Genomic DNA, 25,458 nt, shown 5'->3' on the forward strand with positions numbered 1-25,458 from the left:
GGTGCTACACCAACCCGGTCTTCGTGGACGTGGTCCGCTGACGGGTCTCGGTGCTCAGGGCGATGCGCTCGTCGCCCGCGTACACGTTCATATTGGCGCCGCGCAGAAAGCCGACCAGGGTCAGACCGGTCTCGGCGGCCAGGTCGACGGCGAGCGAGGAGGGCGCGGAGACCGCGGCGAGGAAGGGGATACCGGCCATCACCGCCTTCTGCGCCAGCTCGAACGAGGCCCGTCCCGAGACCAGCAGGATCACCCGGGACAGCGGCAGCCGGCCGTCCTGGAGCGCCCGGCCGATCAGTTTGTCGACCGCGTTGTGACGGCCGACGTCCTCTCGTATGTCGAGCAGCTCGCCCTCCTCGGAGAAGAGCGCGGCAGCGTGCAGACCCCCGGTCCGCTCGAAGACCCGCTGTGCCGCCCGCAGCCGGTCGGGAAGGCCGGCGAGCAGCGCGGGCTCGACGCGGACCGGGGGAGTGTCGGCGATCGGGAAGCGGGCGGTGGTGCGTACGGCGTCGAGGCTCGCCTTGCCGCACAGACCGCAGGAGGACGTGGTGTAGATGTTGCGTTCGAGGGTGATGTCGGGGACGGGGACGCCGGGCGCGAGCTGGACGTCCACCACGTTGTAGGTGTTCGTGCCGTCGTCCTTGGCCCCGGCGCAGTACACGATGTTGCGTACGTCCGCCGCGGAGCCGAGCACGCCCTCGCTGACCAGGAAGCCCGCCGCGAGCGCGAAGTCGTCGCCGGGGGTGCGCATGGTGATGGCGAGCGGCTTGCCGCCCAGGCGGATCTCCAGCGGCTCCTCGGCCACGAGGGTGTCCGGGCGGGACGTGACAGCGCCGTCCCTGATGCGGATGGTGCGGCGGCGCTCGGTGACCCGTCCCATGGTGATCAATTCCGATTCTGTACGTGCCGGCAGCCGAAGCAACCCTGGACGGCTTCATTCTCCTGCACAGGCGGACTCACGCCGCGGGGCGAGGGAGGGGTGAGCGTCGACGGAATATTGTGTACAGAATGCTTTTCGGACGGTCAAGCGTCGTTGGACCCTTCGGGAAGCTCCAAATTCAGCCCCCCGAATCCTGTGGGATCACATGCCGCCGTACCGGGTGGTAGCAGCCAAGACTGGGTAATTCCTGTTTCCGACGAGGGGGACCACAATATGACCGGCTCACGCGTCGTCGCGCTCGGCCATTACCAGCCCGCCAAGGTGCTCACCAATGAAGACCTGGCTGCCATGGTCGACACGAGCGACGAGTGGATCCGCAGCCGGGTCGGGATCGAGACCCGGCATGTGGCGGGACCCGATGAGCCGGTCGACGAGCTGGCCGCGCACGCCGGCGCGAAAGCGCTGGCCGCCGCCGGTCTCGCGCCCGCCGACATCGACCTCGTCCTGGTCGCCACCTCCACCGCGATCGACCGTTCGCCGAACACCGCGGCCCGCGTCGCGGCCCGGCTCGGCATGGGCTCGCCCGCCGTCATGGACCTCAATGTCGTCTGCGCCGGGTTCACGCACGCGCTCGCCACGGCCGACCATGCCGTACGGGCCGGATCCGCGACCCGTGCGCTGGTCATCGGGGCCGACAAGATGGCCGACATCACCGACTGGAGCGACCGTACGACCTGTGTGCTCGTCGGCGACGGCGCAGGCGCCGCGGTCGTCGAGGCGACCGCCGCGGGCGCCGAGCCCGGGATCGGCCCCGTCCTGTGGGGCTCGGTCCCGGAGATGGGTCATGCGGTACGGATCGAGGGCACCCCGCCCCGCTTCGCGCAGGAGGGCCAGTCCGTCTACCGCTGGGCCACCACCCAGCTGCCGCCCATCGCCCGCAAGGTCTGCGACCGCGCCGGAGTCACTCCCGAGGAGCTGGCCGCTGTTGTCCTGCACCAGGCGAATCTGCGGATCATCGAGCCGGTCGCCCAGAAGATCGGCGCGGTGAACGCCGTGATCGCCCGCGATGTGGTCCAGTCCGGCAACACCTCGGCCGCCTCGATCCCGATGGCGCTCTCCAAGCTGGTCGAGCGCGGCGAGATCGAGTCGGGCGCCCCGGTGCTGCTCTTCGGCTTCGGCGGCAACCTCTCGTACGCGGGTCAGGTCATCCGCTGCCCCTGAGTGCTCAGCCACTCGGGCGACGGCGGCGTGCTCACCGGCTGCTGCCGAACGCGCGCGGAGTGTCGCCGAACAGGGGCAGACTGAACGGCATGGCGGTGAAGCGAAGCGCGGGCCTGCTGCTGTTCCGCAGGCGGAGTACGGGTACCGAGATCCTCATCGGGCATATGGGAGGGCCTTTCTGGCAGGCCCGCGATGCCGGCGCCTGGTCCGTGCCGAAGGGTGAGTACACCCCGGAAGAGGAGCCGATGGCCGCCGCCCGACGGGAGTTCGAGGAAGAGCTGGGTCTCGCGCCGCCCGAGGGTGCATGGCTGCCGCTCGGCGATGCGCGGCAGCCGGGCGGCAAGATCGTCACCGTCTGGGCGCTGGAGGGTGACCTCGACACGGACCTGGTGGTGCCGGGCACCTTCACGATGGAGTGGCCCATGCGCTCGGGCCGGATGCGGGAGTTCCCCGAGATCGACCGTGCTGAATGGACCGGCATGGACGAGGCGCATCAGAAACTGGTGCCGGGTCAGCGGGTCTTCATCGACCGGCTGGAGGAACTGCTCGATACCGGCCAGGGATGACGCCCGGGCTGGAACGCCCCCGTCCGCTGCGTGAGCGGGTCTACGCAGCGCCGGCCGCCCGCACCGCGAGAGCCGAGTGCGCGAGGCTTTGTCCCGGGTGTGGAGACGCCCGGTCCGCTTTCCCGAGGGCGTGCCGATCGCGTCGCCGGTCATGCCCGGCTGGGACGGCTTCCCGGTGCGCGAGGCGCTCAGCCAGGAACTGGGCTGCCCCGTCATGGTCGACAACGACGTGAACCTGATGGCGATGGGCGAACAGCACGCGGGCGTCGCACGCTCCGTGGGCGACTTCCTGTGCCTCAAGATCGGTACGGGCATCGGCTGCGGCATCGTGGTCGGTGGCGAGGCCTACCGCGGTACGACGGGCAGCGCGGGCGACATCGGCCATATCCAGGTCGAGCCGGAAGGACGCGCCTGCGCCTGCGGCAACAACGGCTGCCTGGAGGCCCACTTCAGCGGTGCCGCGCTCGCCCGCGACGCCGAGGAGGCGGCCCGCACGGGCCGGTCGGACGAGCTCGCCACCCGGCTCGAGTGCGCGGGGCGGCTCACGGCCGCCGATGTGGCGGCCGCCGCTGCCGCCGGGGACGCCACCTCGCTCGACCTCATCCGCGAGGGCGGCAACCGCGTCGGCCAGGTCATCGCCGGACTCGTCAGCTTCTTCAACCCCGGACTCGTGGTGATCGGCGGCGGGGTGACCGGCCTCGGTCACACGCTGCCGGCGAGCGTACGCACCCAGGTCTACCGCCAGTCGCTGCCGCTGGCGACCGGCAATCTCCCGATCGTCCTGGGCGAGTTGGTGGCCGGCCGCCGGAGTGACCGGCGCGGCCCGGCTGATCAGCGACCATCTGTTCTCGCCGGCCGGATCCACCAGTCCGGCGAGACCGATCCCGAGCTGGTCCATCTGGAGATGGACATCTACTGTGCGCACGTGGGCCAGTTCCGCTTCAGCAAGCGCGCCCACGGGACTCCCGCGCCCTTCGATCCGCTGCGCTATGTGCTGAAGCAGCCCCACCGCTACCCGCTCTTCCACGTCAAGGACGGCGTCCACGACGACGCCGCCAGCGACGGCTACCGGATGGTCGACGTCGGGGACGGAGACATCGACTACAAGCGCTTCATCTCCGCGGTGAACAAGACCCCCGGCGGCTACCGCGACCACCACTGGCAGACCGAACACGACAACCCCGTGGAGTCGTCCGCGTTCGCGCGGAAGTCCAGCGAGCACCTGCACTCGCTGCGCGAGAAGGACTGCTGGTTCGCACGGCCTCGGCCCGCCGCAGGTCGCGTGGGACTCGTCTCCGAGTCGGGCACGCTCACTGTCAACTGATGTACGAGCTGGGGGAGATAGGTTTCTCGTCCGCGTGACATCGAGGAGCGCGCCGCGGCGTACATCGCCGACCACATCAGCAAGCCGAGTGCGTGCCACCCACTCACGGCCCACCGTCCGGCCCCTCCCGCCCCCTTCCGAGCGGAGACCACCCTCATGGCACCCACCCTCACCGCAGCCACTCCCACCGCAGCGACTCTCACCCTCAAGCCCGGCACAGCCTGGTCCGACGCCTGGCAGCGCGCCCTCGCCGTCGCACCCGAGGCCTTCCGGGACGACCGCGCACTGAACCTCTGGTCGGCGAGCTGGCAGGCCGACGGCAGCACCCTGCCCGCCACCAGTCCGGTCGACGGAAGCCCCATCGCGGGCCCGCCGCGGCTGGACGCCGCCACTGCCCAGCAGGCGGTGCGGGCCTCGCTCGACGAGCACCGCGCCTGGCGGCACGTACCCATCGACGAGCGCCGGGCCCGCGTCGCCGCCGCCCTCGACGCGCTCACCGAACACCGCGAACTGCTCGCCCTGTTGCTGGTCTGGGAGATCGGCAAGCCGTGGCGGCTCGCCCAGGCCGACGTCGACCGTGCGATCGACGGAGTGCGCTGGTACGTCGCCGGAATCGAGCCGATGCTGGCCGGGCGCACCGCGCTGACCGGCCCGGTCTCCAACATCGCCAGCTGGAACTACCCAATGTCCGTCCTCGTCCACGCCATGCTCGTGCAGGCACTGGCGGGCAACGCGGTCATCGCCAAGACCCCGACCGACGGCGGCGTCGCCTGCCTCACCCTCGCGAGCGCACTCGCCGCCCGCGAAGGCATCCCCATCACCCTGGTCAGCGGCAGCGGCGGCCGGCTCTCCGAAGCGCTCGTCCGCTCCCCGGAGATCGGCTGCGTCTCCTTCGTGGGCGGCCGCGACACCGGGGCCCGTATCGCCACCGCGGTCGCCGACCTCGGCAAGCGGCACATCCTGGAGCAGGAGGGCCTGAACACCTGGGGCATCTGGAACTACAGCGACTGGGACGCCCTCACCGCCGTGATCCCCAAGCTCTTCGACTACGGCAAGCAGCGGTGCACCGCGTACCCGCGTTTCGTCGTCCAGCGCGAACTGTTCGCAGACTTCCTGGCGGCCTATCTCCCCGCCGTACGCTCCATCCGCACCGGCCACCCGCTGGCGGTCGAGAACCCGTCCGACCCGCTGCCGGCGCTGGACTTCGGCCCGCTGATCAACGCGGCGAAGGCCAAGGAGCTGGGCGACCAGGTCGCCGAGGCCATCGACCGGGGAGCCGTGCCCCTGCACCGGGGCACCCTGGCCGACGGCCCGTTCCTGGCGGGCCAGGACACCTCGGCGTATCTGCCGCCGGTGACCCTGCTGGGGCCGCCGCCGTCCTCGCCGCTGCACCATGCGGAGCCGTTCGGACCGGTCGACACGATCGTCCTGGTCGACACGGAGGCGGAGCTGCTCGCCGCGATGAACGCCTCCAACGGCGCGCTGGTCGCGACCCTTTCGACCGACGACCAGGGTACGTACCGGCGGCTTGCCCCGCAGATCCGTGCCTTCAAGACGGGCCACGGAAAGCCCCGTTCCCGGGGCGACCGCGACGAACTCTTCGGCGGCTTCGGGGCGTCCTGGCGGGGCGCCTTCGTCGGCGGCGAGCTGCTGGTCCGTGCCGTGACCGACGGCCCGGCGGGGGAGCGGCTGCCCGGCAACTTCCCCGACTACCGGCTCATCCCGTGACCGTATAGGTCCGTACGTCGAAGGTCTGCCCGAGCGAGTTGGTGGGCGTCACCGTCACCGAGGTGCCGTCCACCAGCACCTTCAGGAAGTGGTAGACCTGCGCATCGTCCGTCGGGACCGGGGCCGCGCCACAGGCCGAGCCTCGGTTCCGGCTGTACGACCACCCCAGGGCGTACGCATCGGTGGCCGCACACCCGCTCGTGCCCACGGAGCTGACATCGGCACCACCGCCGCCCGTCACATACGAGACAAGGCCGCCCGGCCCCGCCGTATTGCGCTGGTAGATGTGCGAGTGGCCGTTGAAGACCAGATCCACGCCGCTCTGTACGAGCAGGTTCTCCACCCCGGAGAGGAAGGAGTCGCTCGGCTCGCTCGCGCTGTCCGAGTGCAGCGGGAAGTGGAAGAACGCGAACTTCGGCCCCGTCGGATGCGCCGCGAGATCGGCGGCCAGCCACTGGTACTCGGCCGAGCCGGGCTGCCAGTGCGCCAGCGCGTCCAGCTGGTAGATCTTGCAGTGCGAGCCGCAGGACCCGCCCGTCGCGCTTCCCGTATTGCTGTTCCCCCATGCCGTGTCCAGTACGTAGAAGCGGACCCCGCCCGTGGTGAAGGCGTAGTACGTCGTCGGATAGCTGATCGGGCTGGAGCCCAGATACGACGGATAGCTCACCAGGTCGAAGACTCCGCCCGACGCCGCGGTCGTCGCCGGTTCCTTCCACACCGAGGTGAAGGTGCTGGTCATGGAGTGGTTGCCGACGGTCGCGAAGAGCGGCAGCGTCATCCCGGGCTGCGCCCAGTAGGAGGGCCCGAACCACGAGCTGACATCCGGCCCGGTCTGGAAGAGATCGCCGTACTGCGTCTGTGAGGTGCCCGGGTGGGTGATGTCGCCGGTCTGCATCACGAACCGCGCTCCTGCGGCTCCCACCAGCGCGTGCACCTGTGACTGGTGAACATTGACCGAGCCGTCGTTGACGCCGCTGTTGGTGGTCTCCCCGGTGTCGCCGAGTACGGCGAAGGTGAACGGCGCGGCGCTGTCCGCCGGGTCGAGGGTGGTGAAGGACGGGGTGGCGAGTGTGCCCAGCAGATCGACCGGGCCGGCACCGCCCGTGTAGACGCGGTAGCAGTAGCCGCTGCTCGCCGAGAGCCCGGTCAACGCGACCGTATTGCTGTACTGGCGCTGCGTCCCCACGGTGATCGGGCTGCCGAGGGCGGTGGAGGTGGCGGTCTGCGAGGCGCAGTCGCCGAGCGGGCCGTACCGCACGACGCCCCGGCTCTGGGTGGTCGTCGCCCAGCTCACCTGCACGGACGTGGTGGTGACGTCGGTGAGATAGGGGGCGCGGGTCAACTGGGGGTCGGCGCCCGGCAGATCGGCCTGCGCGGGTCTCGCGACGAACAGCGCCGCACTGGCCCCCAGGGCGAGGGCGAGTACGGCGCGGGTGGCAGTGGTCGCTCTGATCATGAATGTCTCCTTCTTCTCAGTCGTGCAAGTACCGTCACCGAGCCGACGAGTACGGCGACGCACCCCGCGAGCCGCAGGGCATTGGGCAGGTAGTCGGGCCCTTGCGGGCCTCGCGGTCCGTCGGCCGGCTCGGAGACGGCCACGGGCGGCCGTCCGTCCGGGCCGCGCAGTTCGCGTACGACGTCGAGATAGCGCGTGCCGTGGCCGACGGACGGCTCGATGTGCGAGTTCTCGCTGAACTCGTTCCAGCTGATGAGCCCGAGTGCATCCGGTGCGGAGGCCGCGGCCGTCGCGTACTCGGTGCGCAGCGTGCGCCCGTCGCGGCGCGGCACCTGCTTCTTGCCACCGACCGTGCGGGCGTCGAAGCCGGGCGCGAAGGGCGCCAGCCAGTAGCCGTTCTCCTGGTGGACTGCCTCGCCCATCGCCTTGAGCTTGGTGGCGTACTGGGTGTTCGTCTCGGGGTTCACCGAGGACCAGTAGTAGGCGTCCCCGTCGGTGACGGCTGCCAGACGGCGGTAACCATCCGTGTTCTTCTCGGTGCTGAGCACGAGGAGCGTGTCCCGTACGGGCGCCGTGACCTGCTCGACCTCGGGCCTGGCGTACTCCCATGTCCCGCTGAACACGGTGAGCGGCTTGCCGTCGAGGCGGAAGAAGGCCGGGTCGGCGGCGTAGCGGTCTCGCAGCAGTGCGAAGTCGGCCGCGACCCGGGCGACGGGCAGCGGCCGCCGGGTGAAGTCGAGCCCTTGATAGATAACGGCTACCTTGAAGTCCTGCTCCCGGGCGCGGGACAGCAGCAGGGCAAGCCGCCGGTTGTTCGCCGGGCTGCTCTTCCAGCTGACGACGAACCCGTCGATGCCGGCCGAGCGCGCCCACCGGATGTGGGTCGTGACGACGTCGGCATCATCGCTCGAGTAGCGGCCGAGGCGCGGGTAGTCGGTCTTCGCACGCTGCCAGGAGTGGGCCTCGAACCACTGGTAGTAGTAAGCGAGTACGGGCACGCGGGCCGCCGGGGCCGTGGTCGGGGGGAGCGCCGTCCCCAGGACCAGCAGACTCATCACGGCCAGGCACCACGCGACACGTCTCATTCCGCACGCCTTTCTCGGCGGCGCAGCAGCCTGCCCGCCAGCAGCAGCGCCGCAGCCATCAGCAGCGCTCCGCCGGCGGCCGTCGCCAGGTCGAGGCGGCTCACCACGCGCAGCTCCACCTTCTGTGAACGGGACAGCCGCACCTGCTGTGTGGCGGCCTGCCCGCTGGCCCCCAAGATCCCCACCTGGTAGGGCCCGCGTGGCAGTCTGCCGATGGTGGCCCTGTGATCCGCGCCGAACGGCGCCGTCCGTACCGACCCGTCGGGCAGCGTCACCTTGACGGCGCTACCCGCCGGCCCGGCGAAGACCGCGTCGCGCGCGGTGACCGTCAGATCGTGGAACGGCGTTGTCACCACGACCTCGGCGCTCCGCGCGGGTGTGAACCGCTGCCGCCCCGCGTCGACCGTGTTCGTTCCGGCGGACATCGCTGTCTGTACCGAGTAGGTCAGCTGACGCGTGGTCAATTGACTTCTCCGGTACACGACGAGGAGCCCGGCCAGCCACACGGGTCGCCCGACGGGCACCTCCTGCAGATGGCCCGTATCACTGCGTACGGTCATCGACGTGATGCGTCCACCGTCGACCGGTCGCCCCTGCTGGTCCACGCATCGAAGCACGACCTGGAACCCGGCGGTGAAGGCGGCCGTCACGGTGTAGTCGGCCCTCAGCGGCAGCCCGCCGACGACGCGGCGGTACGCCTGATCGGGATCCCGCTGACCGGCCCAGCGCTCGAACCGGTATCGCGCGGTGCCGGTGGTGAGGGAGGTGCTGCCGAGTTCCAGCCGGTGCGGCTCGAAGTCATGCGACCCGGTGTACGACGTGATGCCGCGCGCGTCGGTGGTCAACACCCGTCCGTCGAACACAAACCGCACTCCGGCAAGGACGGGCGTGGTCCGCAGAGTCACGGTCACACTCCGCCGGGGAGCGGCGTACGTGGGGGTGACGGCCACCCCGGCCCACACGGCGAGCGCGGCCATGAAGGCCACGACGACCCGAACCGCGAGGGCGCCCCGCTCAGCGCGTGCGGTGTCGGGAAGGGGCGGGGTGGGGGACATCCACCGTCGTCGCGCCCCGTTAGGCAGCCCCATCACGCCGCCTCCACCGTCCCGCCGCGCCCAGTGCCACGGCCGCCACCCCCACCGCACCTCCGTACACCCCGTACACCAGGGCGCTGTCGACGGGGCGGGCAGGCGGCGGCGCGGTCGTGGACCCGTCCGGGATCAGCTCCGCGGTCCGCGGCGGCGACGCGAAGTCGAAGGCCGAACCAAGGCTGTTCGCCGACGCGACGCGCCCGCCGAGCGTTCGCAGCCGCCAGTTCTCCTCCACGAACCGCAGCGCACTCGCCGCATCCAGCGCCGTATGGTCCACCTTGCCCCGCGCCACATACGGGCTGACCAGCACCGCCGGGACCCGGAATCCGTTTCCCGCGGGCGGCTTCACATGGTCGTACCAGCCTCCCGACCCGTCGTACGACCACAGCAGCGCCGACGACCCCCAGTAGCGGCTCAGCATCAACTGCGTCGCCAGTGACCGCACCAGCTGCTGCCCGGCCGGCACAGACCGTGCCGACCGCTCGCTCGCGCCCGAACTCGCGATGTACGCGACGGCCGGCAGTGTTCCTCGCTCCAAGTCGCAGTAGTACTCGTCGAGATCGACCACATGCGGATCGTCCGCCGCCAGCGGCACCCGCACGGTCTTGCGCCCCGCCTCGTGGTCCTGCACATAGAACTTCCAGCTCACGCCCGCCACGTTCAGCCGGTCGAAGATCGTCGGCGCCCCGGCATCGGGCCGCCCCGCCACCCAGAACGCGCGGTTGGTGCGGATCCCGTCCTGCGACGACGCGAAGAACCGATCGAACAGTACATAACGGTCGGCAGCGTTCCAGTGGACGGGTAGATCGCGCCGGTCGTAGTACCCCATCGCCGCCGCACCGTCTCGCCCCTGCCTCTCGTACGCCGCGACGAAGCCGTTCATTGCCCCTTTGTTGTACTGCGCGGCGATGACACTGTGCCCGGCAGCGAGCGTCACCGGCGGCTTCCCGCTCAGCGGGTGCGGAGCGACGGAGCCGGCCGCCGGCCGCGCCGGATCGCGTGGCATGCGGACGCCGGCGGGGATGCCGTTGGCCCCCGGATACGTACCGAAGTAGTGGTCGAAGGTCCGGTCGCCCTGCATCAGATAGACGAAGTGCCTGATCGGCGTGCGCGGTGTGGGCCCGTCCGCCGCCCACGCCGGAGCGGAGACCGGCACAAGCACCACGATCAGCCCGACCAGCACCGTCCACAGCAACCTCATGACGCCCTCACCTGGAACACGACCACCAGCGCCCGGCCTTCGCCGTCCCGCGCCGTGAAGACCTCACGCCCGTGGTACCGCTCCACCAGCGTCGTCGCCTTACCCGTGAAGAAGGGTGTCCGGCGCGCCGTGTATGCGTCCCACACCACGTACTGGAACCTGCCGTCCCGCATCGCCCGGTCCGGATTCGGCACGGCCCGGTAACTCGGATTGCGACGACGCGGATCGGAACTGACCGACAGCGCGGAGACCGGCCGACGCCCGTAGAACTGCACCACGTTCGCCATCGACGGCCCGATCGCCAGCAACCGGGCCCCCTGCGGCGCATGACCGCGCACCCACAGACCCGCCTCCCGCCCCCCGGGCAGTCCGCCGGACCCGGCGAGGAAGCGCGTCCCGGTGGGGGGCGCGGTCTCCGCCCAGGCGGGCAGGGCCAGCGAGCCGGCCACCGCGCACCCGACGAGGACGGCCAGCGCGCGCCCCGCCCGCCCCCGTGCGTCGAGGTGGAGCGCGGCCAGCGTGCGCCCGGCCAGGACCGCGAGGACCGGCGCGGCGGGCAGCAGATACTGGAAGCCCTTGACCGGCCACACCGTGAAGAACAACAGCGGTACGGCGATCCAGCACAGCAGCAGCCGCTCCCGCCAGGTGTTCTCGCGCCGCAGCCACACCAGCCCGCCGAACGCGGCCACCAGCACCAACACCCCGACCGCGGGCGGCACTTCGACGGCATAGAACGCAAGCGGATGATTGGCCGGCCGGAACATCTGCCACAACAGATAGCTGCCACCCGCGCTCCGGTGCCCGGCCAGCTGCTGCGACAGCGGATGCGCGAGCACCACCGCACCCACCGCAGCGAGCGCAGGCAGCAGATGCCGCACCCGCATCCGTACGGCCGGGGTCAGCGCGAAGAAGGCGTACAGCGAACCGAGCAGTACGGCCGACGTCTCCTTGGCCAGCACCGCCAGTCCCAACGCCCCGCCCGCTGCCAGGAGGTGGCCGGCGGGCCGGCCACCTCCTCCCGACTGCCTCGGCGCGGGCGATTCGGCGCACCGCACCACGCAGTACAGCGTCGCGGTCGTGCCCAGTGTCATCGGCCCGTCGAGCAGCACCTGGCGGCTGACGACCACGTGGTACGGCATCACCGCGAGCAGCAGTGCGCCGACGAGGCCCGTCCTGTGTCCGTACAGTCGCCGCCCCAGCGCACAGGTGAGCGCGACGGTGACGACGCCGATCGCGGCGGGCACCGCACGCGCCGTCCAGTCGCCCGGATGCACGCGCAGCGCAAGCGAGAGCACCGACTGGAAGAGCACCGGGTGCGCTCGGAACACCGGGAAGAGCGCGCCCAGGTCGCTGTCCCCCGCGAGCGAGGCGGCCGTGCCGGTGTAGACCGCCTCGTCGCTGTTGAGCCCGGTGTCCGTCAGCCGCCAGAAGCGGAGGAACCCCGCCACGAGCAGCACCGCCGTCAGCGGCGCGGCCCGCAGCAGGGCTCCCCGCACCCCGGCGCCCGCGGGCGCCGGGGTGCGGGGCACCGTACGTCCGCCGCCGGGCGGAGTGACGGTGCCCCTGCTCAGGGGGGCCGGGTCGCTGGTCGCGGGGCGCGCTCCGTGCCCCGCTCCCTGGCCAAGGGCCTGACCACCATCCGGCCCCGGTGCGGGACCGTCCTTGCGCACAGACCGCTCCCTCACGCGGCGGACCCGGCGGAGCCGGGCGCCACCCGGATGCCCCACCGCGGCCAGGCCTCGACCGCGGAGCGCGGCCCGACATAACCATTGCGCTCTTCAGCGAGCAGCCGCGGGATCTCGTCCGCCCACCCGAAGCAGTCCGACGCCAGCACCCGCGTCCGTACGCCCGAGAGGAATCCGGCGAGAATCTCCCGTTCGCGATCCCGCAGCCGGTCGTAGTCCATGCCGTTGATGCGCAGCGCGGGGGCGAGATAGCGGTACGGCGGGAATCCGTAGGCGTCCTCGGTGTTGACCAGCATCTGCTCCAGGGCCGAAGTGCCGTCGAGGTCGGCGAGCCGCGGCGCGCCGCGCTCGATGATGAACAGGTCCCGCACCTGGGTGGAGCTGCCGAGCCGGCACGGCACAAGCCGGTCCACGCTGTACTTGGGCGGCGGTACCAGGATCTGGGTGAGCGCGTTGATGCCCATGATGGGCAGGTTGAAGCGGCTCAGCATCAGCGCGATGGACCGGCCGCCCTTGGAGTGCAGCCGCGACTGGAAGTTGAGCCGTCGCCACTCCTTGCTCGTCAGGTCCTCCGCCTGCACCGCCCGCAGCGTGTGGGAGCTGATGGTGAGCGGCTTGGGGAAGCACACCGCTGTGCCGCTCGCGTCGACGACCGTCATGTCGTCGGACAGGAACCGCCCGCCGTGCTCGCGCAGCAGGCGCAGGATCGTCGCGGTCTTGCCGGTGTCGGTGAGGGCGGACAGCATCACGCCGTGTCCGTCGAGCTCAACGCACGCCGAATGCAGCAGCATCCGCCCGCGCGAGATGAGCACGAACCGGAGCAGCGCCTCGACGATGTTGGTGTAGACGACGTGCGGGGACCGGGCGAGCAGCGGCCCGACCTCGACAGTGATGGGCGGTCCGAGGTGGACCCGGAAGTTGGCGCCCAACCGCCCCAGATGCTCCTCGTACCTGAGCGCCGCGGGAGCGTCCTGTTCAGTGAGCGCGGCCCGGCGGCGCATGCCGCGCCGCCCCACGTCCCCGACCCGTACCGCGATGTCGACCTCGCCGTCCGGTACCCACTGGGCGCGGAAGAACTCCAGCTCGGGCAGCTGGATCTGGGATCCGATCGTCACCGTCCCCGCCACGTCGTAGCGGTACGGCAGATACACGGGCCGCTTCTTCGCCTGCACGACGGGAGCGGCGGGCGCCGGATCGACCAGCATCCGCACCGGGTCACGCCGTTCGCGTTCCCCCTCGCCGTAGATCACCCGGTCGCTGACGAAGAAGCGCAGCAGGAAGAGCAGGAAGAGCGTGGCGGCGTTCGCGGTGAGCACCCCGGTACCCGCCAGCACCAGCCACTGGATGAGCGGGAGCCGGGCAAGCATCAGCACATTGTTGAGGGCGAAGAACCGCCCGGCCCGGCCTGTCCGGGTGCCCGGCCGCCGGCCGCGGTAGATCAGTCCTTCGGTGAGCAGGAAGTTCCATCCGGTGGAGAACTGGGTGGCGAGCGCTGCGGCAAGAAGGTGATGCACTCCCAGCACCTCGAAGAACGCCCACAGGAAGGCAGTGTTGACTGCCACCCCGGACAGGCCCACGACACCGAACGCGCCCATGCGTATCCACTGGTGTCCGTCGCGTTCGTGGCGCAGTTGCCCGGCCAGCCGGCCGCGGCGCAGCCTTCCCAGGTGCCGGACGAAGGCGAGCCCTTCCCTCAGGGAGGCCTTCGAGTGTCCGGCCGCACGGGGCGCGAAGGAGTACGCGACCTCCGCGACCCGGGCCGACGGATGGCGTACGAGAATCTCCAGCAGGATTTTGAAACCGAGCGGATTGAGCCGGTCCGTGTCTATCGCGTCCCGGCGGAAGGCGAACAGCCCGCTGAGCGGATCGCTCACGGTCGCCAGCAGCCGCGGAAAGACCGCCTTGACCAGACGAGTTGCTCCGCCGGACGTCGCCACCCGCGCCGCTGATTCGAGCCCCGCCGCCGCGCCCCGGCCGGCGTAGCGGGTCCCGACGGCGATGTCGACTCCCTCGCGCATCGCGGTACGGGCCAGCAGCGCCGCCGCCTCGGGCGGATGCTGCAGATCGCTGTCCATCACCAGCACCCAGGCCCCGCGGGTATGGCGCAAGCCGGCGACGACGGCGCCCCCGAGCCCACCCCCGCGCAGCCCCGGCGGCCGGTGCAGCAGCCGTACCGGAACGGGGCAGTTGGCCGAGAGCGACCTGACCTCCTGCACCGTCCCGTCGTCGCTGTCGTCCACGAACAGAATCTCGGCGCCGAGCGGCGCGGCAGCCCGCCCGAGCCGGTCGAGCAGCAGCGGCACGCTCTCCTGCTCATTGCGGGTGGGGACGAGGACGGTCAGCCGGGGCGGCGCGAGTGCGCCGGCACCGCCGCCCATGTCGAAGACTTCGTCGACCGCGGAGACCTCGGACCCGTCCGTCTTCGTACGGGCATCAACGATGTGCGCCATGGAATCCCCCCCTGGGAAAACCGGGTTGAGGGGGTGCCCAGCCGTGAGGAAGGACCGACGAGACGGACCAGTGGCGGGCACCTGTAGCGGATGCCCCTGGCGGCGTACGGTCTCGACGCGGCGCGGGGACGTACCTACTCACGTACTGGAACGCGGCTCCATGGTCAGGGGCCCGAACGGCACACGACGCTAGCAGCGCGGCCGGTCACTTCGCTGAGTGTTCGCGGCGTATCCCACGGTAATTAGCGTGGTGTTTACCTTCGAGGGTGCTGTGTATTCACGGCCGTCTCCGGCTGTCCCACCCGCCCCGCCCGGGCGTATCCGCGCGTACGGCAAAGGCATCATCTCGGCCATGGCCGGTTACATCAGGATTAATCTCTTCCGGTCCCCCTCCTGAGGCGCCGCTTCCGCCGCCAGCATGAAGGCCATGCCGTCAGACCGCGATGCAGCACCGTTCGACCCCATGGACCGAGTGGCTGCCCTGCTGGGCGCCGTACGGGCCGTGCTCGCCTCGTTGGAGAGCCTCAGCGGCCAGCTCGAGCACGAGCTCAGAACCCTGCCCGTCCCCGAAGACGTCCTTGAAGCCCTCCGCACCGAGAACCGCCAGCTCAAGGAGGCTCTTGAAGGGCGCGCCTTGATCGAGCGGGCCAAAGGAATGCTGATGACGCGGCACGGCTGCGACGAGGCCACGGCCTTCCAGATGCTGGTGTCGCTCTCCCGCAGCCAGCACCGTAAGGTCCGCGCCGTGGCCGCCGACTTCGCCGACGCCAGCTGAACCGCCGCGCCCTCAACAGCGGGCGCTACTTCTACAACACGCCTAGCCGATCCCCTGGCGGTCGGGCAGGAGCGCGAACTCCCGCTCGGCCGCCTCGGGAACGGCCCGCGCCACCGCCTGAATCAGCAGCGCACGGTGCCTGAGCAGCGGATCCTTGCGTTCCTCGGGCACGAGCAGCAGCAGATCGTCGATCCCGGCGATCAGACGCCGGCTGACCTGCGGATTGCCCGGCGCGTGCAGCCGCACCTCGGCGAGGGCGAGATCGACGAGATCCGTCCACTCCGGCACGTCCTGCACCAGACGCACCGCGCCCTTGCGGTCCCGGTGATGAACCGCCCCCAGCGGCTTCCTCGCCACCACCGACAGAAACTGCACGATGCGGTCCAGACACTGCACGGCGGTCGTCGGATCGTTCACGGCCGACGAGAGGGCACGCAGTGCGATGTCCGACAACTGCCGCAGCCCGAACCCGAGATCCTGCAGAAAGGTCCGCTCAACCCCCACGGACACGGTGTAACGCAACGCCGACCGCGAGGGCTCGCCGCCCCCGTGCACGGCCAGCATCGGCGTCCCGGGCACGACGAAATCCCCGATCCGTGGAATGAGCCGCAGCACCACACCCTGCCGCCGGGCGACCCGCACCAGCCGCGCGACATTCACATCCCGCAGCACCCCGGCCCGCCCCCGATACGGAATCCATCCACTCTCCGGCGCGAGGGGCGCGGGCTCCCGCTCCCCGGCCGGCTGTCTCCCCACCAGTTGCAGGGACTCGTGCGCGATACTGTCGACGACCGGCCCGACCTGCATCAGCCGCAGCGTGGAGCTCACATAGGCGATGAACAGCAGCAGACTCAGCGCGAGCAACACCAAGGTCAGCAGACTCTGCAGCCAGGGCACGGAGGTGACCTGCCGCGGATTTGTCTCGCTCTCGTACGAGGTCAGCACCAGCAGCGAGAACAAGAACGTCGCGAGGAAAACCGTCAGCGTCGCCTTGCTGATCCGGCTCCGTACGAAGATCCGCACCACGCGGGGGGTGAGCTGGCCGCTGGCCATCTGCACGGCGACCAGCGAGATGCTGAAGACGACACCGATGAAGGTCATCATCGCCGAGCTGATCGTTGTGACGATCGTCTTGGTGTCCTCGACGATCGAGATCAGATCGCTGAGCTCGTCGTACGCCCCCTCGTCCTGGAGATACCGGACGATCGTGCTGTCCAGCGAGTAGGCCCCCCACCACAGCGCGACGGACAGGACCAGCCCTACGGTCGGCGCGAACCAGAGGGTGTCCCGCAGATGCTCGCGCAGCTGCGCGAGCGCGCGGGGAGGGCGATAGCTGCGATCACTCACGCAGCCGACCGTAGCGTCACCCTGCGCATATGTAGGGATACACGCTGCAGTGGGCTCGGGTCGGCGGGGGCGACGGGCCCTGATCGGGTGTGCTGCACCCCACTGACCACCGGATATGCAGGTGAGGGGGGCCACGATCCCCTGGTATTGTTGTCCATGTCGCCGCGGGAAACCGGGGCGGTCACCTGGTCCGGGTGGCGGAATGGCAGACGCGCTAGCTTGAGGTGCTAGTGCCCTTTATCGGGCGTGGGGGTTCAAGTCCCCCCTCGGACACATTGAGAACATTGAGAAACCGGCGAAACGGGTCTCTGTCAGTGACGAAAGTCCTGGTGGGGCCCGTTTCTCGTTGATCGGACAGCCAGGCCCTGTTCCGGCCGATCCTGTCGGGCTCGCACAGTGCCTGCTGCGTCGTGGCCGAAGAGGCTGCTCAACTCTCTGCCGGCGCGTTCCGCGCAACGCGCTCGGCCAAGGACTCGGCTGCCGCGGCGAGGTATGCCCAGGGCCGTTGCCGTCCGCCGCTCACGGCAGCGATCCCGGCCACGTCGTAGCGGGAGGTCGCGAGGGACCAGGCGAGGTTGCCCGCCATGAGGTGACCCATGCCCTCCACATAGTGGCCGATGTGCCCGCGCACCTCCCAAGGCACACCCCGTGCGCTCAGCGTCCTGGGCAGGGTGGCGGCGAGCTGGGCGAACCGGGCTGTCCGCGCGTTGGCGAGGGCGGCGATGTGCTCGACGGACCGCTCCAGGGAGCAACCCTCCTGTTCGCGGAGGACGATGACGCTGTTGTTCACATCCCCGACGGCCAGTTCCTTGGCGAGCGAGACGATGTCGTTGACGAAGATCACCACTTCGCCGGTGATCTCACGCATCTCCCGGAGTGGGAAGGAGCCGTGCAGCTCGTCCGGCAGGGTGTATCCGCCGCACCGCTCGGTGAAGTCGAGGCAGGGCTGTACGCCTATGGAGTCCCGCCGGACCTCGAGGAATTGCTCCAAGGAAGGCAGGCGGTCCGCGTTCCGGTGGTGTGCTTCCCCTCGATACGCGGCCATGTAGGCCTGCCAATGCGTACGGAACCGACGCTGCCAGCCGTACGGAGTACCGGCGGTGGCCCGGCGCCAGATGTCTCGGAACCCCCGGACGAGCGGTGGGCCCGCCCTGCCGGACACCGCGGGCGCGCCATCCGCCGTCATGGTCCGTACGAGGGTGGCCACCACATGCTCGATCGCCTCGGGGCGCATCCCCAGCCGACCGTCGAACTGGTCGTCGAAGATGAAGAACCAGGCGTTGAAGTCGGCCGCCAGCTCAAGGTCGTTGCCTGTGGCGTCGGGGTAGAAATGCGCCATCAACCGCTCGAGCCGCAGCGCGTCGTACTCTGCCGTCTCGGCTTCCCCCGTCAGCAAGCCCGTTTCCTGCAACCACTGCAGGGTGTGTCGCCGGGCGCGTTCCGCGTGCGGGCTGAAGCGGGCAGGAAACGGAATCCTGATGGCCGCGGTGCGCCGGGTCGGGTCCGAGGGGACCGGGTGAAGGCCGGAAGTCGTCCTGTTCGCCATACGCACCCCCTGGGTGTCGCGGCGTGTCCCGCCGGCTCGGCGGTGCAGGTCTGACGCGTTCGCGCCGCGCTACGAGGCTAGGCGCCGCATCAGCCGAACGACCGTGAGCGACGGGTGTCATGTGGCGTGATACCGGCGTACGCGACCGCGTACGCGCCCCCTGAAGAGGCGCATCGGGAGGTGGGGACGGAGGTACCGCCGTGCGGTCGCCGGTATTACCAGAAACCATCCGTCTCCGTGGGCAAGACCTCCGCGAAGGACTACGGACCGTCTCTGCGGGCGTACCCTTCGCATACTCGGGGACCGACACACGGCCGAAGGAACGGATGTGGCCTACACAGGAGACCGGCCGGGGCGACCGCGCCGACTGCTGCTGGAACGTGACGCGGAACTCGCGGCACTGGATGCCCTGTTGACCGACCTGGGCGCGTCGTTCACAGGGTCGGCCGCACCCTGCACGGGCGGCTTGGTGGCGTTGGCCGGGCCGGCCGGACTCGGCAAGACCACACTGCTCAACGAGGTGCGCAGGAGGGCCGTTGCCCGCGGCTGCACGGTGCTCTTCGCCTGCGGAGGAGAGCAGGAGCAGGGTGTGGCATTCCATGTCGTACGCCAGCTCGTCCAGCCCGTACTTGCGGCGGGTTCCGAGAAGGAACACCGCAAGATACTGGGCAGTTGGTATGACATCGTCGCCCCTGCCGTGGGCCTGGTGGCGGGGAACGGCAATGCCTCCCCCGATCCGCAGGGCGTGCGGGACGGCCTGGACTGGATCGCCACCCGCTTCGCCGTGCAACACGCGCCGCTGGTGGTGATGCTGGACGACGCCCACTGGGCCGACGCCGAGTCGCTGGCCTGGCTCACCGGCTTCGCGCCGCGGGTCAGCGAACTTCCGATGCTACTCGTCGTGGCCTACCGCTCCGATGAACTCCCCGTCGATGCGGTGGCGTTCGGCAGGCTGACCGAACGCCTTGGATCGCGCCCCTTCGACCTCGTACCGCTCACCCCCAGCGGGGTCAGCCGCATCGTCCGGGAAACTCTGGGTGAGGAAGCCGATGAGGCGTTCTGCCGCGAGACCTGGGCGGTCACCGGAGGGAACCCTTTCGAGACCGTCGAACTGGTCGCCAAGGTCGCCGATCGCGGGCTGAAGCCGCAGGTCGTCCACGTTCCCGAACTGCGGGAGCTCGCCTCCGCGGTGAAGGGCGGCGGGCTCGTCGAGCGGCTGGAACGGCTCGGCACCTCGGTCGTCCGGTTCGCCTGGAGTGCCGCCGTGCTGGGCTCCGAGGCATCCCGGAGCCTGGCCGCGAGCGTCGGCGGACTGGGCGAGGCCGAGTCCGTCGATGCCGTCGCCCGGCTGCGCGAGGCCCGCATCCTCGCCGACGCGGCTCCGGATGCCCTCGAAGACGACCGTTTGGAGTTCTTCCACCCGCTGGTCGCCACCGCCGTCTACCGGGCGATTCCCGCGGCGTTCCGCGTCGCCATGCACGGCCAGGCCGCCGCGATCGTCTCGAGCGCGGGCCTGGGCGCCACCACGGCTGCCCGGCACCTGCTGGAGATGCACCCCGAGAGCGACCCCTGGGCCGTACGCACGCTTCGCGAAGCCGCCCGCGAGTACCTGCGAGCAGGTGCTCCGGAGGCCGCCCGGCGCTGCCTCGCCCGAGCGCTCCGCGAGCCACCCGCCCTGGAGGAGCGGGCCGACCTCCTGTTCGAACTCGGCTGCTCCGCCCTGCTCACCGAACCCGCGACCACGGTCAACCATCTGCGGGCCGCACTGGACGAGCCCGTCCTCGACCCGGCACTGCGCGAGGCCATCGTCTACCGGCTGGCCCAGGCCCTCGGCCACTCGGACCGGATGGCCGAGGCCGCCGAGACGGTTGCCGAAGCTGCCCGAGGGGCCACCAACACAAGGACGCGGCTGCGCATGCAGGCGGAGCAGTTCATGTGGAACGCCTTCCGGGCCGACGAACAGGACTCGCCCGCCCGCTCGCGCAGGCTGGCCCGGCTCGCCGAGCACCTCACCGGCCGGGGCATAGCGGAGCGGTACATCCTGGGGCTGCGCGCCTGGGACGCCATGGTGCGCGGCGAGCCTGCCGCCACCGCGCTCCACTACGCGGAAGAAGCCCTCGGCGAGGGCCTCAAGTGGACCGACGAGCAGTGGGGTTTCGAGGTCCCGGTCCTGGTCGCTCTCACCTTCATGTACTGCGACCAGCCCGGACGAGCGGAAGAACTCTTCAACAGGGGTATCGCAGAATGCGAGAGCAAGGGCTGGCGTGGCGCCCATCTCTCGTTCGGTTACACGCTGCTGGGCTATATCCGCCATCGCCGCGGACGCCTTGACGAGGCCGAGACCCTGGTCCGCGGCGGACTGCGGATCGCGGACAGGGTCGGGCACCAGGTGCCCGCACAGTACTTCGCCATCGGCATCCTCATCGAGATCCTGCTCGCCCGCGGCCGCACCCGGGACGCCCAGGAACTCGCCACCACGTACAGCTACGGCGAGGTCGTGCCCAGCGCCGTGGTGTACCCGGACTCCCAGACCGTCTACAGCGAGCTGCTGCTCGCCCTGGGCATGCGGCGGGAGGCCGAGCAGCAGCTCGTCCGGGTCGGTGAGCGGCTCGAACCGCGCGGCATGCGCAACCCGGCCTGGTGCCCCTGGCAGCTCCACCTGGCCCGGGCAGTGGAGGTTTCCGATCCGGAACGGGCCCTCGAGCTCGCCTCCGAAGGTCTTCGGAGGGCCCGCCGATTCGGTACCCAGTCCGCCATCGGTCAGGCGTTGCGTGCCATGGCGTCGGTGACCCACGGTACGGAGCGGGTCGCCCTGCTGGCCGACGCCGTCGTACACCTCGAGCGCTCCCCCTCCGGCTACGACCTGGCGTGTGCGCTGGTGGACCACGGCGTCGCCCTGCGCCGTGCCGGGCTGCCGCAGGACGCCGCCGAGCAGCTTCACCGTGGACTGGAAGGCGCGGTGCAGGGCGGGGCCGACGCCCTCGCGGCGCGGGCCCGAGAGGAGCTGGACGCAGCCGGTCTGTGGCCGCTCCAACTGCGCACCGCAGCCAGGGAGTCGCTCACCGCGCAGGAGCGGACCGTGGCCGAATGGGCCGCTCGCGGCTGGTCGAGCGCCCGCATCGCGGAGGCGCTGGGTGCCCAGGACCAGGTGGTGACCCGGCTGCTGTCCGACATCTACCGCAAGGTCGGCTCCGATCAGGCGGGACTGCCGAGGCTGATCGGGATGCAGAGGGGTGCGTCGCCGACACCGCCCGGCTGAGCCGTACGCGTGCGAGGCCGGGACCGTGACTGCTGTTCGCCCGGGCGGGGACGTCAGTTGAGGGGAGCCGCCTACGGTTCGACGATGTGCCGCAGATAGGCGTGCGGGTCGGCGAGATAGCGGCGCCAGTGGTCCACGACGCCGAGCTCCCGCCAGGCGGCCCTCCGCATACCGTGCTCGCCGACCTCGACGATGTCCGCGCCCGGCAGGGCGGTCAGCAGCGGTGAGTGCGTGGCACAGATGACCTGGCCGCCCTCCTTGGCCAACCGGTCGATGTGCCCGATCAGTTCGAGGCACGAGGAGAAAGAGAGCGCCGCCTCCGGCTCGTCCAGGACGTAGAGCCCGGCGTGCAGGAACTTCCCGCGGAACGCAGCGAGAAAGCCCTCACCATGGCTGACCGAGCCCGGCGCGAACCCCTCCCTGCCCAGGGCGTCCAGCGCGGTCTCGGCCCGCAGGAAGAAGCCCTTGCGGGCCGACCAACTCGTGACCATGCGGCGCCCGCGCGGGGCCGCGTCGAACTTCATCCGCTCGCCCAGTGCCGACTTGCCACGCGGGGAGGCGTAGCTCCAGTCGTGAGAGCCGCCGTAGGAGTCCAGACCGAACCCCTCCGCCAGCGCCTCGACCAGGGTCGACTTCCCCGAGCCGTTCTCACCGACCAGAAAGGTCACCGGCGCGGTGAAGCGCAGCCCTTCGTCGAGCAGTTGCCGGACGCAGGGCACCGACCAGGGCCAGGCGTCCTCGTCGTACGAGGAGAGATGGGCATACGCGCGTTCGACAATCACCCGACCAGTGTCGCCCGCGCTCAGATGTCCGGGAACGTGGACGGAATGCCGAGAGTTCCGGCAATCGCCTGCCAGATCGCTGCCTGCGCGGCGTCGAGCGTGACCCGCGGGTCGTCCAGCATCAGCCGGATGCCGAAGCCGTCGCACAGAGCGAGAATCAGCGTGCTGGTGGCGTCGATGTCGCAGTCGGCGAATTCCCCGGTGCCCATTCCCCGCCGCAGTGCCTCGGCGACCCAGGTGTGGAGCTGGTCGTACAGGTCCACGGTGAGGTGGTGTGCGGACTTGTCGCGCAGCGCCCGTACCCACAGCTCCTGCCAGAGCTTCCAGTCCTGCCGGAGTTCCGGGTCCGTCGGCAGCATGCTGTGAATGATGCGTGCCAGCGTGACCGAGGCCGGGACGGAGTCGGCGTCGCGTTCGAGTTCGGTGCCGGTCTGGGCGAAGGAGTGCGTCATCGCTTCCGCGAAGAGTTTCTCGCGGGTCTCGAAGTGGTAGTGCAGCAGAGCTGTCGATACGCCGGCGTGCTCGGCGACCATGCGCATACGGATCTTCTCGAAGCCGACCTCGGCAATCACTTCGCACGCGGCGGAGAGAATCCGCTCACGCGTTTCCAGCGTGCGTTCGGCCTTGGCCACGTTGCCGCTCCTGTCCGTATCGCCGCCATTGTGCTCGGCGGGGCCCGCCTGGCCGCCCCGGGCCTCTCCATCTTCCCGTATCGCCGCCCCGGCTCCGGACCCCGGGCCCAGGGCCGCAGCCGCCGCGAAGCGTGGGACCGCGCTGCGCCGGTTCATCGGTACGTGTGGAAGCCCCGGCCCGACTTACGGCCGAGCAGGCCCGCGTCGACCATCCGGGCCAGCAGCGGCGGCGTGGCGTACAGCGGCTCCCGGAACTCCTCGTACATCGACTCGGCGATGGCCTGCGTGGTGTCCAGTCCGATCAGATCGGTCAGGGCGAGCAACTGCCGCACGGAGGTCAAGCACTCCGGCTACGGCAGCGATCTGTCCCTGGCCGGCCTGCTGAACTACACCCAGGTCAAGCACGTGATGCTGTGACGCGGCGACAAGCCGGGGCGCACAGTGGCTTTGTGACAGATGACCACCTGTCCAGTCGGGAAGGGGGTCTTCTGGATACGCGTTCCCAGTTTGGCTGACTGCCTGCCCGAGGCAAGGTGTCAGTACAGGCCGCGGTAGGTGTTCCAGCCTCCGCCCATCTTGACGCGGGCACGGAAGGTTCCGACGCCGGTGGCGTTGTAGGCGTAGAGGACGCCGCTTCGGTCTGCCGCGAGCAGATCGCCCTTGCCGTCGCCGTTGAGGTCGCTGACGGCGGCGAGTTTGCTGTAGATCTGCCAACCGTCGCCGATCTTGACGCGGGTCTTGAAGGGGGCGGTGCGGATCCCGGTTCCCGCGTACAGGTACAAGGTGCCGCCGGCGGTGCGGGCGACGACGTCGGAGCGGCCGTCGCCGGTGTAGTCACCGGCGCCCACGGTGTCGTACGCGTTCCAGCCGCTGCCGACCCTTGTCCGGGGCGCGAAGGCGATGAAGTCGAAGTCGCTGATGGACTGGTAGAGGTAGAGGGTGCCGGATGAGTCGCGGGCGAGCAGGTCACCCTGTCCGTCTCCGGTCAGGTCGCCGGGGCCCGTGAGCGTGGTGTAGGCGCCCCACCCGGTGCCCGCGTCGTACTGGCCTTCGGAGCCGTGGGTCAGCTGGTTGTTGCAGATGGCCAGCACGTCCGGGCGGCCGTCGTGTGCGAGATCCGAAGCGAGGCTGATCCTGGTGCCGGGGCCGGTGCCGCAGCGGTAAGGGGTCGGTGCCTGCCGACGGTTGGCGAGCCGGCCGCTGTTCAGGGACTGGTACGTATACAGCTTGCCCGTGGTGTCGAGCGCCAGGATCCCAGGCTTGCCGAAGGACGGGTTGCCGCCGGCTGAGGCGATAAGGTCCGCCTCCTGCCAGCCGTCGGACAGGCGAAACGGAGTGCGCGCGGGGAGGCGCCCGGCACCGTCGCCCTGGTAGAGGGAGAGGGTTCCCTCGGGGGTGCGGGCGACGAGGTCGCCGTTGCCGTCGCCGGTCATGTCGTCCCCGCCGGCGATCTGGTTGTAGATGTTCCAGCCGGACCCTGCCTTGACGGCCGCCAGCAACGGATGCGATGCGTCGCCCGTACCGGCATGAAAGTAGAGATCGCCGCTGGGCGTGCGGGTGATGACATCACCGATGCCGTCGCCGGTGTTGTCACTGACTCCGACAAGCTGATCGTAGATCTGCCAGCCATCGCCTACCTTCGTCCGGGCCCCGAAGGGTGCGGAGAGGTTTCCGGTGGCCGGATACAGATACAGCTCCCCGGCCGGTGTGCGGGCCAGCAGGTCCGCCCTGCGGTCGCCGTCGAGGTCGCCGGGCGAGAACACCTTGTTGTAGATCTGCCAACCACGGCCGGACCAGTCCTTGGGGCCGACATAGGTGTAGTTGTACTGCGTGCCGCGTGCCAGCGTGAGGGTTCCATTCGCGGAAAGAGTCAGGAACTCCGGCAGGCCGTTTTCGCTTCCGTCCTGATCGCCGACCGGGATGACGTCCTTGTAGGCATCGCGTTCTGGATGGTCGCGGTTGAGGAAGTAGTCGTAGGGACCGAACGTACTGGCGGGGTCCGCGACATTGAAATTGCCGTTGGAGTCGCGGAAGAAGATGTCACCCTTACCGTCGCCGGTGAAGTCGGCACGGGGCAGGGCTCGTTCCGTAGGCAGCGGGACCGGGTCCGCTGCGGCGCGATGCGACAGCAGCATGGCGCCGCACAGCGCGACTGCAGTGCATCCCGCAATGTGTCGGGCACGTCTGATGCGCGCGCGATCGCGCGTCGTGAAGAACACGGTTCCCCCAGGGAAGAGCGGCAAGGCCAGGCTCGGAGCAAGGATCTTATAGGCGAGGTATCTCGAGGAGCCACGTGAGCTTTGCCGACACGGGTTCCTCGCCTCCAACTGCTCCGGCCGCGTGCCGGGATTTCGTCGCTCCCACTCTTGTCGCAGGCCCCGTGACCTGGTCTTGTGTACCGCGGCAGCCAAGGACGGGTCTGTCGAAGGT

The 25,458-nt window shown here is 70.1% G+C and carries 18 protein-coding genes, 1 tRNA gene and 1 pseudogene; 7 read left to right on the forward strand and 13 right to left on the reverse strand.

Annotation, left to right across the window (positions count from 1 at the left end):
- Positions 1 to 4: 4 nt before the first annotated feature.
- The gene (fdhD, locus tag ACQEVG_RS31570) at positions 5 to 880 is read right to left on the reverse strand and encodes a formate dehydrogenase accessory sulfurtransferase FdhD (protein WP_432993048.1); all 876 of its coding nucleotides are present in this window, start codon (positions 878 to 880) and stop codon (positions 5 to 7) included.
- A 273-nt stretch (positions 881 to 1,153) separates the two neighbouring features.
- On the opposite strand from fdhD, the gene ACQEVG_RS31575 reads away from it, so the two are divergent.
- The 4 genes from ACQEVG_RS31575 (at position 1,154) to ACQEVG_RS31590 (ending at position 5,719) form a co-directional block, all read left to right on the forward strand.
- Positions 1,154 to 2,101: a beta-ketoacyl-ACP synthase III gene (locus ACQEVG_RS31575; protein ID WP_432990128.1), complete on the forward strand. Its 948-nt coding sequence runs from the start codon at positions 1,154 to 1,156 to the stop codon at positions 2,099 to 2,101.
- Positions 2,102 to 2,190: 89 nt separating this feature from the next.
- A complete protein-coding gene (locus tag ACQEVG_RS31580) occupies positions 2,191 to 2,667 on the forward strand; it encodes an NUDIX domain-containing protein (protein ID WP_432990130.1) in 477 nt (158 codons plus the stop codon).
- Between the two features lie 151 nt (positions 2,668 to 2,818).
- Positions 2,819 to 3,991 (forward strand): ROK family protein, encoded by a 1,173-nt coding sequence (locus tag ACQEVG_RS31585; protein ID WP_432990132.1) that lies wholly within the window; start codon positions 2,819 to 2,821, stop codon positions 3,989 to 3,991.
- Between the two features lie 156 nt (positions 3,992 to 4,147).
- A complete protein-coding gene (locus ACQEVG_RS31590) occupies positions 4,148 to 5,719 on the forward strand; it encodes an aldehyde dehydrogenase family protein (RefSeq protein ID WP_432990134.1) in 1,572 nt (523 codons plus the stop codon).
- Here the strand turns inward: ACQEVG_RS31590 and ACQEVG_RS31595 are convergent.
- The 6 genes from ACQEVG_RS31595 to ACQEVG_RS31620 form a co-directional block, all read right to left on the reverse strand.
- Entirely contained in the window at positions 5,709 to 7,175 is a 1,467-nt protein-coding gene (locus ACQEVG_RS31595; protein WP_432990136.1) for a fibronectin type III domain-containing protein, read from the reverse strand. The genes ACQEVG_RS31590 and ACQEVG_RS31595 overlap by 11 nt on opposite strands.
- On the reverse strand, positions 7,172 to 8,260 hold the full coding sequence (locus ACQEVG_RS31600; protein WP_432990138.1) for an endo-1,3-alpha-glucanase family glycosylhydrolase: 1,089 nt from the start codon (positions 8,258 to 8,260) through the stop codon (positions 7,172 to 7,174). The genes ACQEVG_RS31595 and ACQEVG_RS31600 overlap by 4 nt, the downstream gene beginning before the upstream one ends.
- Complete coding sequence (locus tag ACQEVG_RS31605; protein WP_432990140.1) at positions 8,257 to 9,315, reverse strand: hypothetical protein; 1,059 nt, start codon at positions 9,313 to 9,315, stop codon at positions 8,257 to 8,259. Before ACQEVG_RS31605 ends, ACQEVG_RS31600 begins: the two co-directional genes overlap by 4 nt.
- A 19-nt stretch (positions 9,316 to 9,334) precedes the next feature.
- Positions 9,335 to 10,552: an alkaline phosphatase family protein gene (locus ACQEVG_RS31610; protein WP_432990142.1), complete on the reverse strand. Its 1,218-nt coding sequence runs from the start codon at positions 10,550 to 10,552 to the stop codon at positions 9,335 to 9,337.
- Positions 10,549 to 12,081 carry an ArnT family glycosyltransferase gene (locus ACQEVG_RS31615; RefSeq protein WP_432990144.1) on the reverse strand — a complete coding sequence of 511 codons (1,533 nt, stop codon included), beginning with the start codon at positions 12,079 to 12,081 and terminating at the stop codon, positions 10,549 to 10,551. Before ACQEVG_RS31615 ends, ACQEVG_RS31610 begins: the two co-directional genes overlap by 4 nt.
- A 152-nt stretch (positions 12,082 to 12,233) precedes the next feature.
- Entirely contained in the window at positions 12,234 to 14,687 is a 2,454-nt protein-coding gene (locus ACQEVG_RS31620) for a glycosyltransferase (protein WP_432990146.1), read from the reverse strand.
- Positions 14,688 to 15,114: 427 nt separating this feature from the next.
- Here ACQEVG_RS31620 and ACQEVG_RS31625 point away from each other — a divergent pair, with 427 nt between their 5' ends.
- Positions 15,115 to 15,462, forward strand: coding sequence for an ANTAR domain-containing response regulator (locus tag ACQEVG_RS31625; RefSeq protein WP_432990148.1), 348 nt, complete (start codon positions 15,115 to 15,117; stop codon positions 15,460 to 15,462).
- A gap of 42 nt (positions 15,463 to 15,504) precedes the next feature.
- Here the strand turns inward: ACQEVG_RS31625 and ACQEVG_RS31630 are convergent, their stop codons facing one another.
- Positions 15,505 to 16,809, reverse strand: a complete 1,305-nt coding sequence (locus ACQEVG_RS31630) for a DUF2254 domain-containing protein (RefSeq protein WP_432990150.1) — start codon at positions 16,807 to 16,809, stop codon at positions 15,505 to 15,507.
- A gap of 188 nt (positions 16,810 to 16,997) precedes the next feature.
- Here ACQEVG_RS31630 and ACQEVG_RS31635 point away from each other — a divergent pair.
- A tRNA-Leu gene (locus ACQEVG_RS31635) sits at positions 16,998 to 17,082 on the forward strand.
- 154 nt (positions 17,083 to 17,236) lie between these two features.
- Here the strand turns inward: ACQEVG_RS31635 and ACQEVG_RS31640 are convergent.
- Positions 17,237 to 18,355, reverse strand: coding sequence for an isoafricanol synthase (locus ACQEVG_RS31640; protein WP_432990152.1), 1,119 nt, complete (start codon positions 18,353 to 18,355; stop codon positions 17,237 to 17,239).
- Between the two features lie 328 nt (positions 18,356 to 18,683).
- Here ACQEVG_RS31640 and ACQEVG_RS31645 point away from each other — a divergent pair, with 328 nt between their 5' ends.
- On the forward strand, positions 18,684 to 21,614 hold the full coding sequence (locus ACQEVG_RS31645; protein WP_432990154.1) for an ATP-binding protein: 2,931 nt from the start codon (positions 18,684 to 18,686) through the stop codon (positions 21,612 to 21,614).
- Between the two features lie 71 nt (positions 21,615 to 21,685).
- Here the strand turns inward: ACQEVG_RS31645 and ACQEVG_RS31650 are convergent, their stop codons facing one another.
- The 4 genes and pseudogenes from ACQEVG_RS31650 to ACQEVG_RS31665 form a co-directional block, all read right to left on the reverse strand.
- On the reverse strand, positions 21,686 to 22,396 hold the full coding sequence (locus ACQEVG_RS31650) for an AAA family ATPase (RefSeq protein ID WP_432990156.1): 711 nt from the start codon (positions 22,394 to 22,396) through the stop codon (positions 21,686 to 21,688).
- A gap of 20 nt (positions 22,397 to 22,416) precedes the next feature.
- Positions 22,417 to 23,028, reverse strand: a complete 612-nt coding sequence (locus ACQEVG_RS31655) for a TetR/AcrR family transcriptional regulator (protein ID WP_432990158.1) — start codon at positions 23,026 to 23,028, stop codon at positions 22,417 to 22,419.
- 152 nt (positions 23,029 to 23,180) lie between these two features.
- A pseudogene (locus tag ACQEVG_RS31660) lies at positions 23,181 to 23,348 on the reverse strand (3-hydroxyacyl-CoA dehydrogenase family protein); the annotation flags it as partial.
- Between the two features lie 216 nt (positions 23,349 to 23,564).
- Complete coding sequence (locus ACQEVG_RS31665) at positions 23,565 to 25,163, reverse strand: FG-GAP repeat domain-containing protein (RefSeq protein ID WP_432990160.1); 1,599 nt, start codon at positions 25,161 to 25,163, stop codon at positions 23,565 to 23,567.
- Between the last annotated feature and the right edge of the window lie 295 nt (positions 25,164 to 25,458).

The organism is Streptomyces sp. CA-135486 (genome assembly GCF_050936555.1).
Lineage (GTDB): Bacteria > Actinomycetota > Actinomycetes > Streptomycetales > Streptomycetaceae > Streptomyces.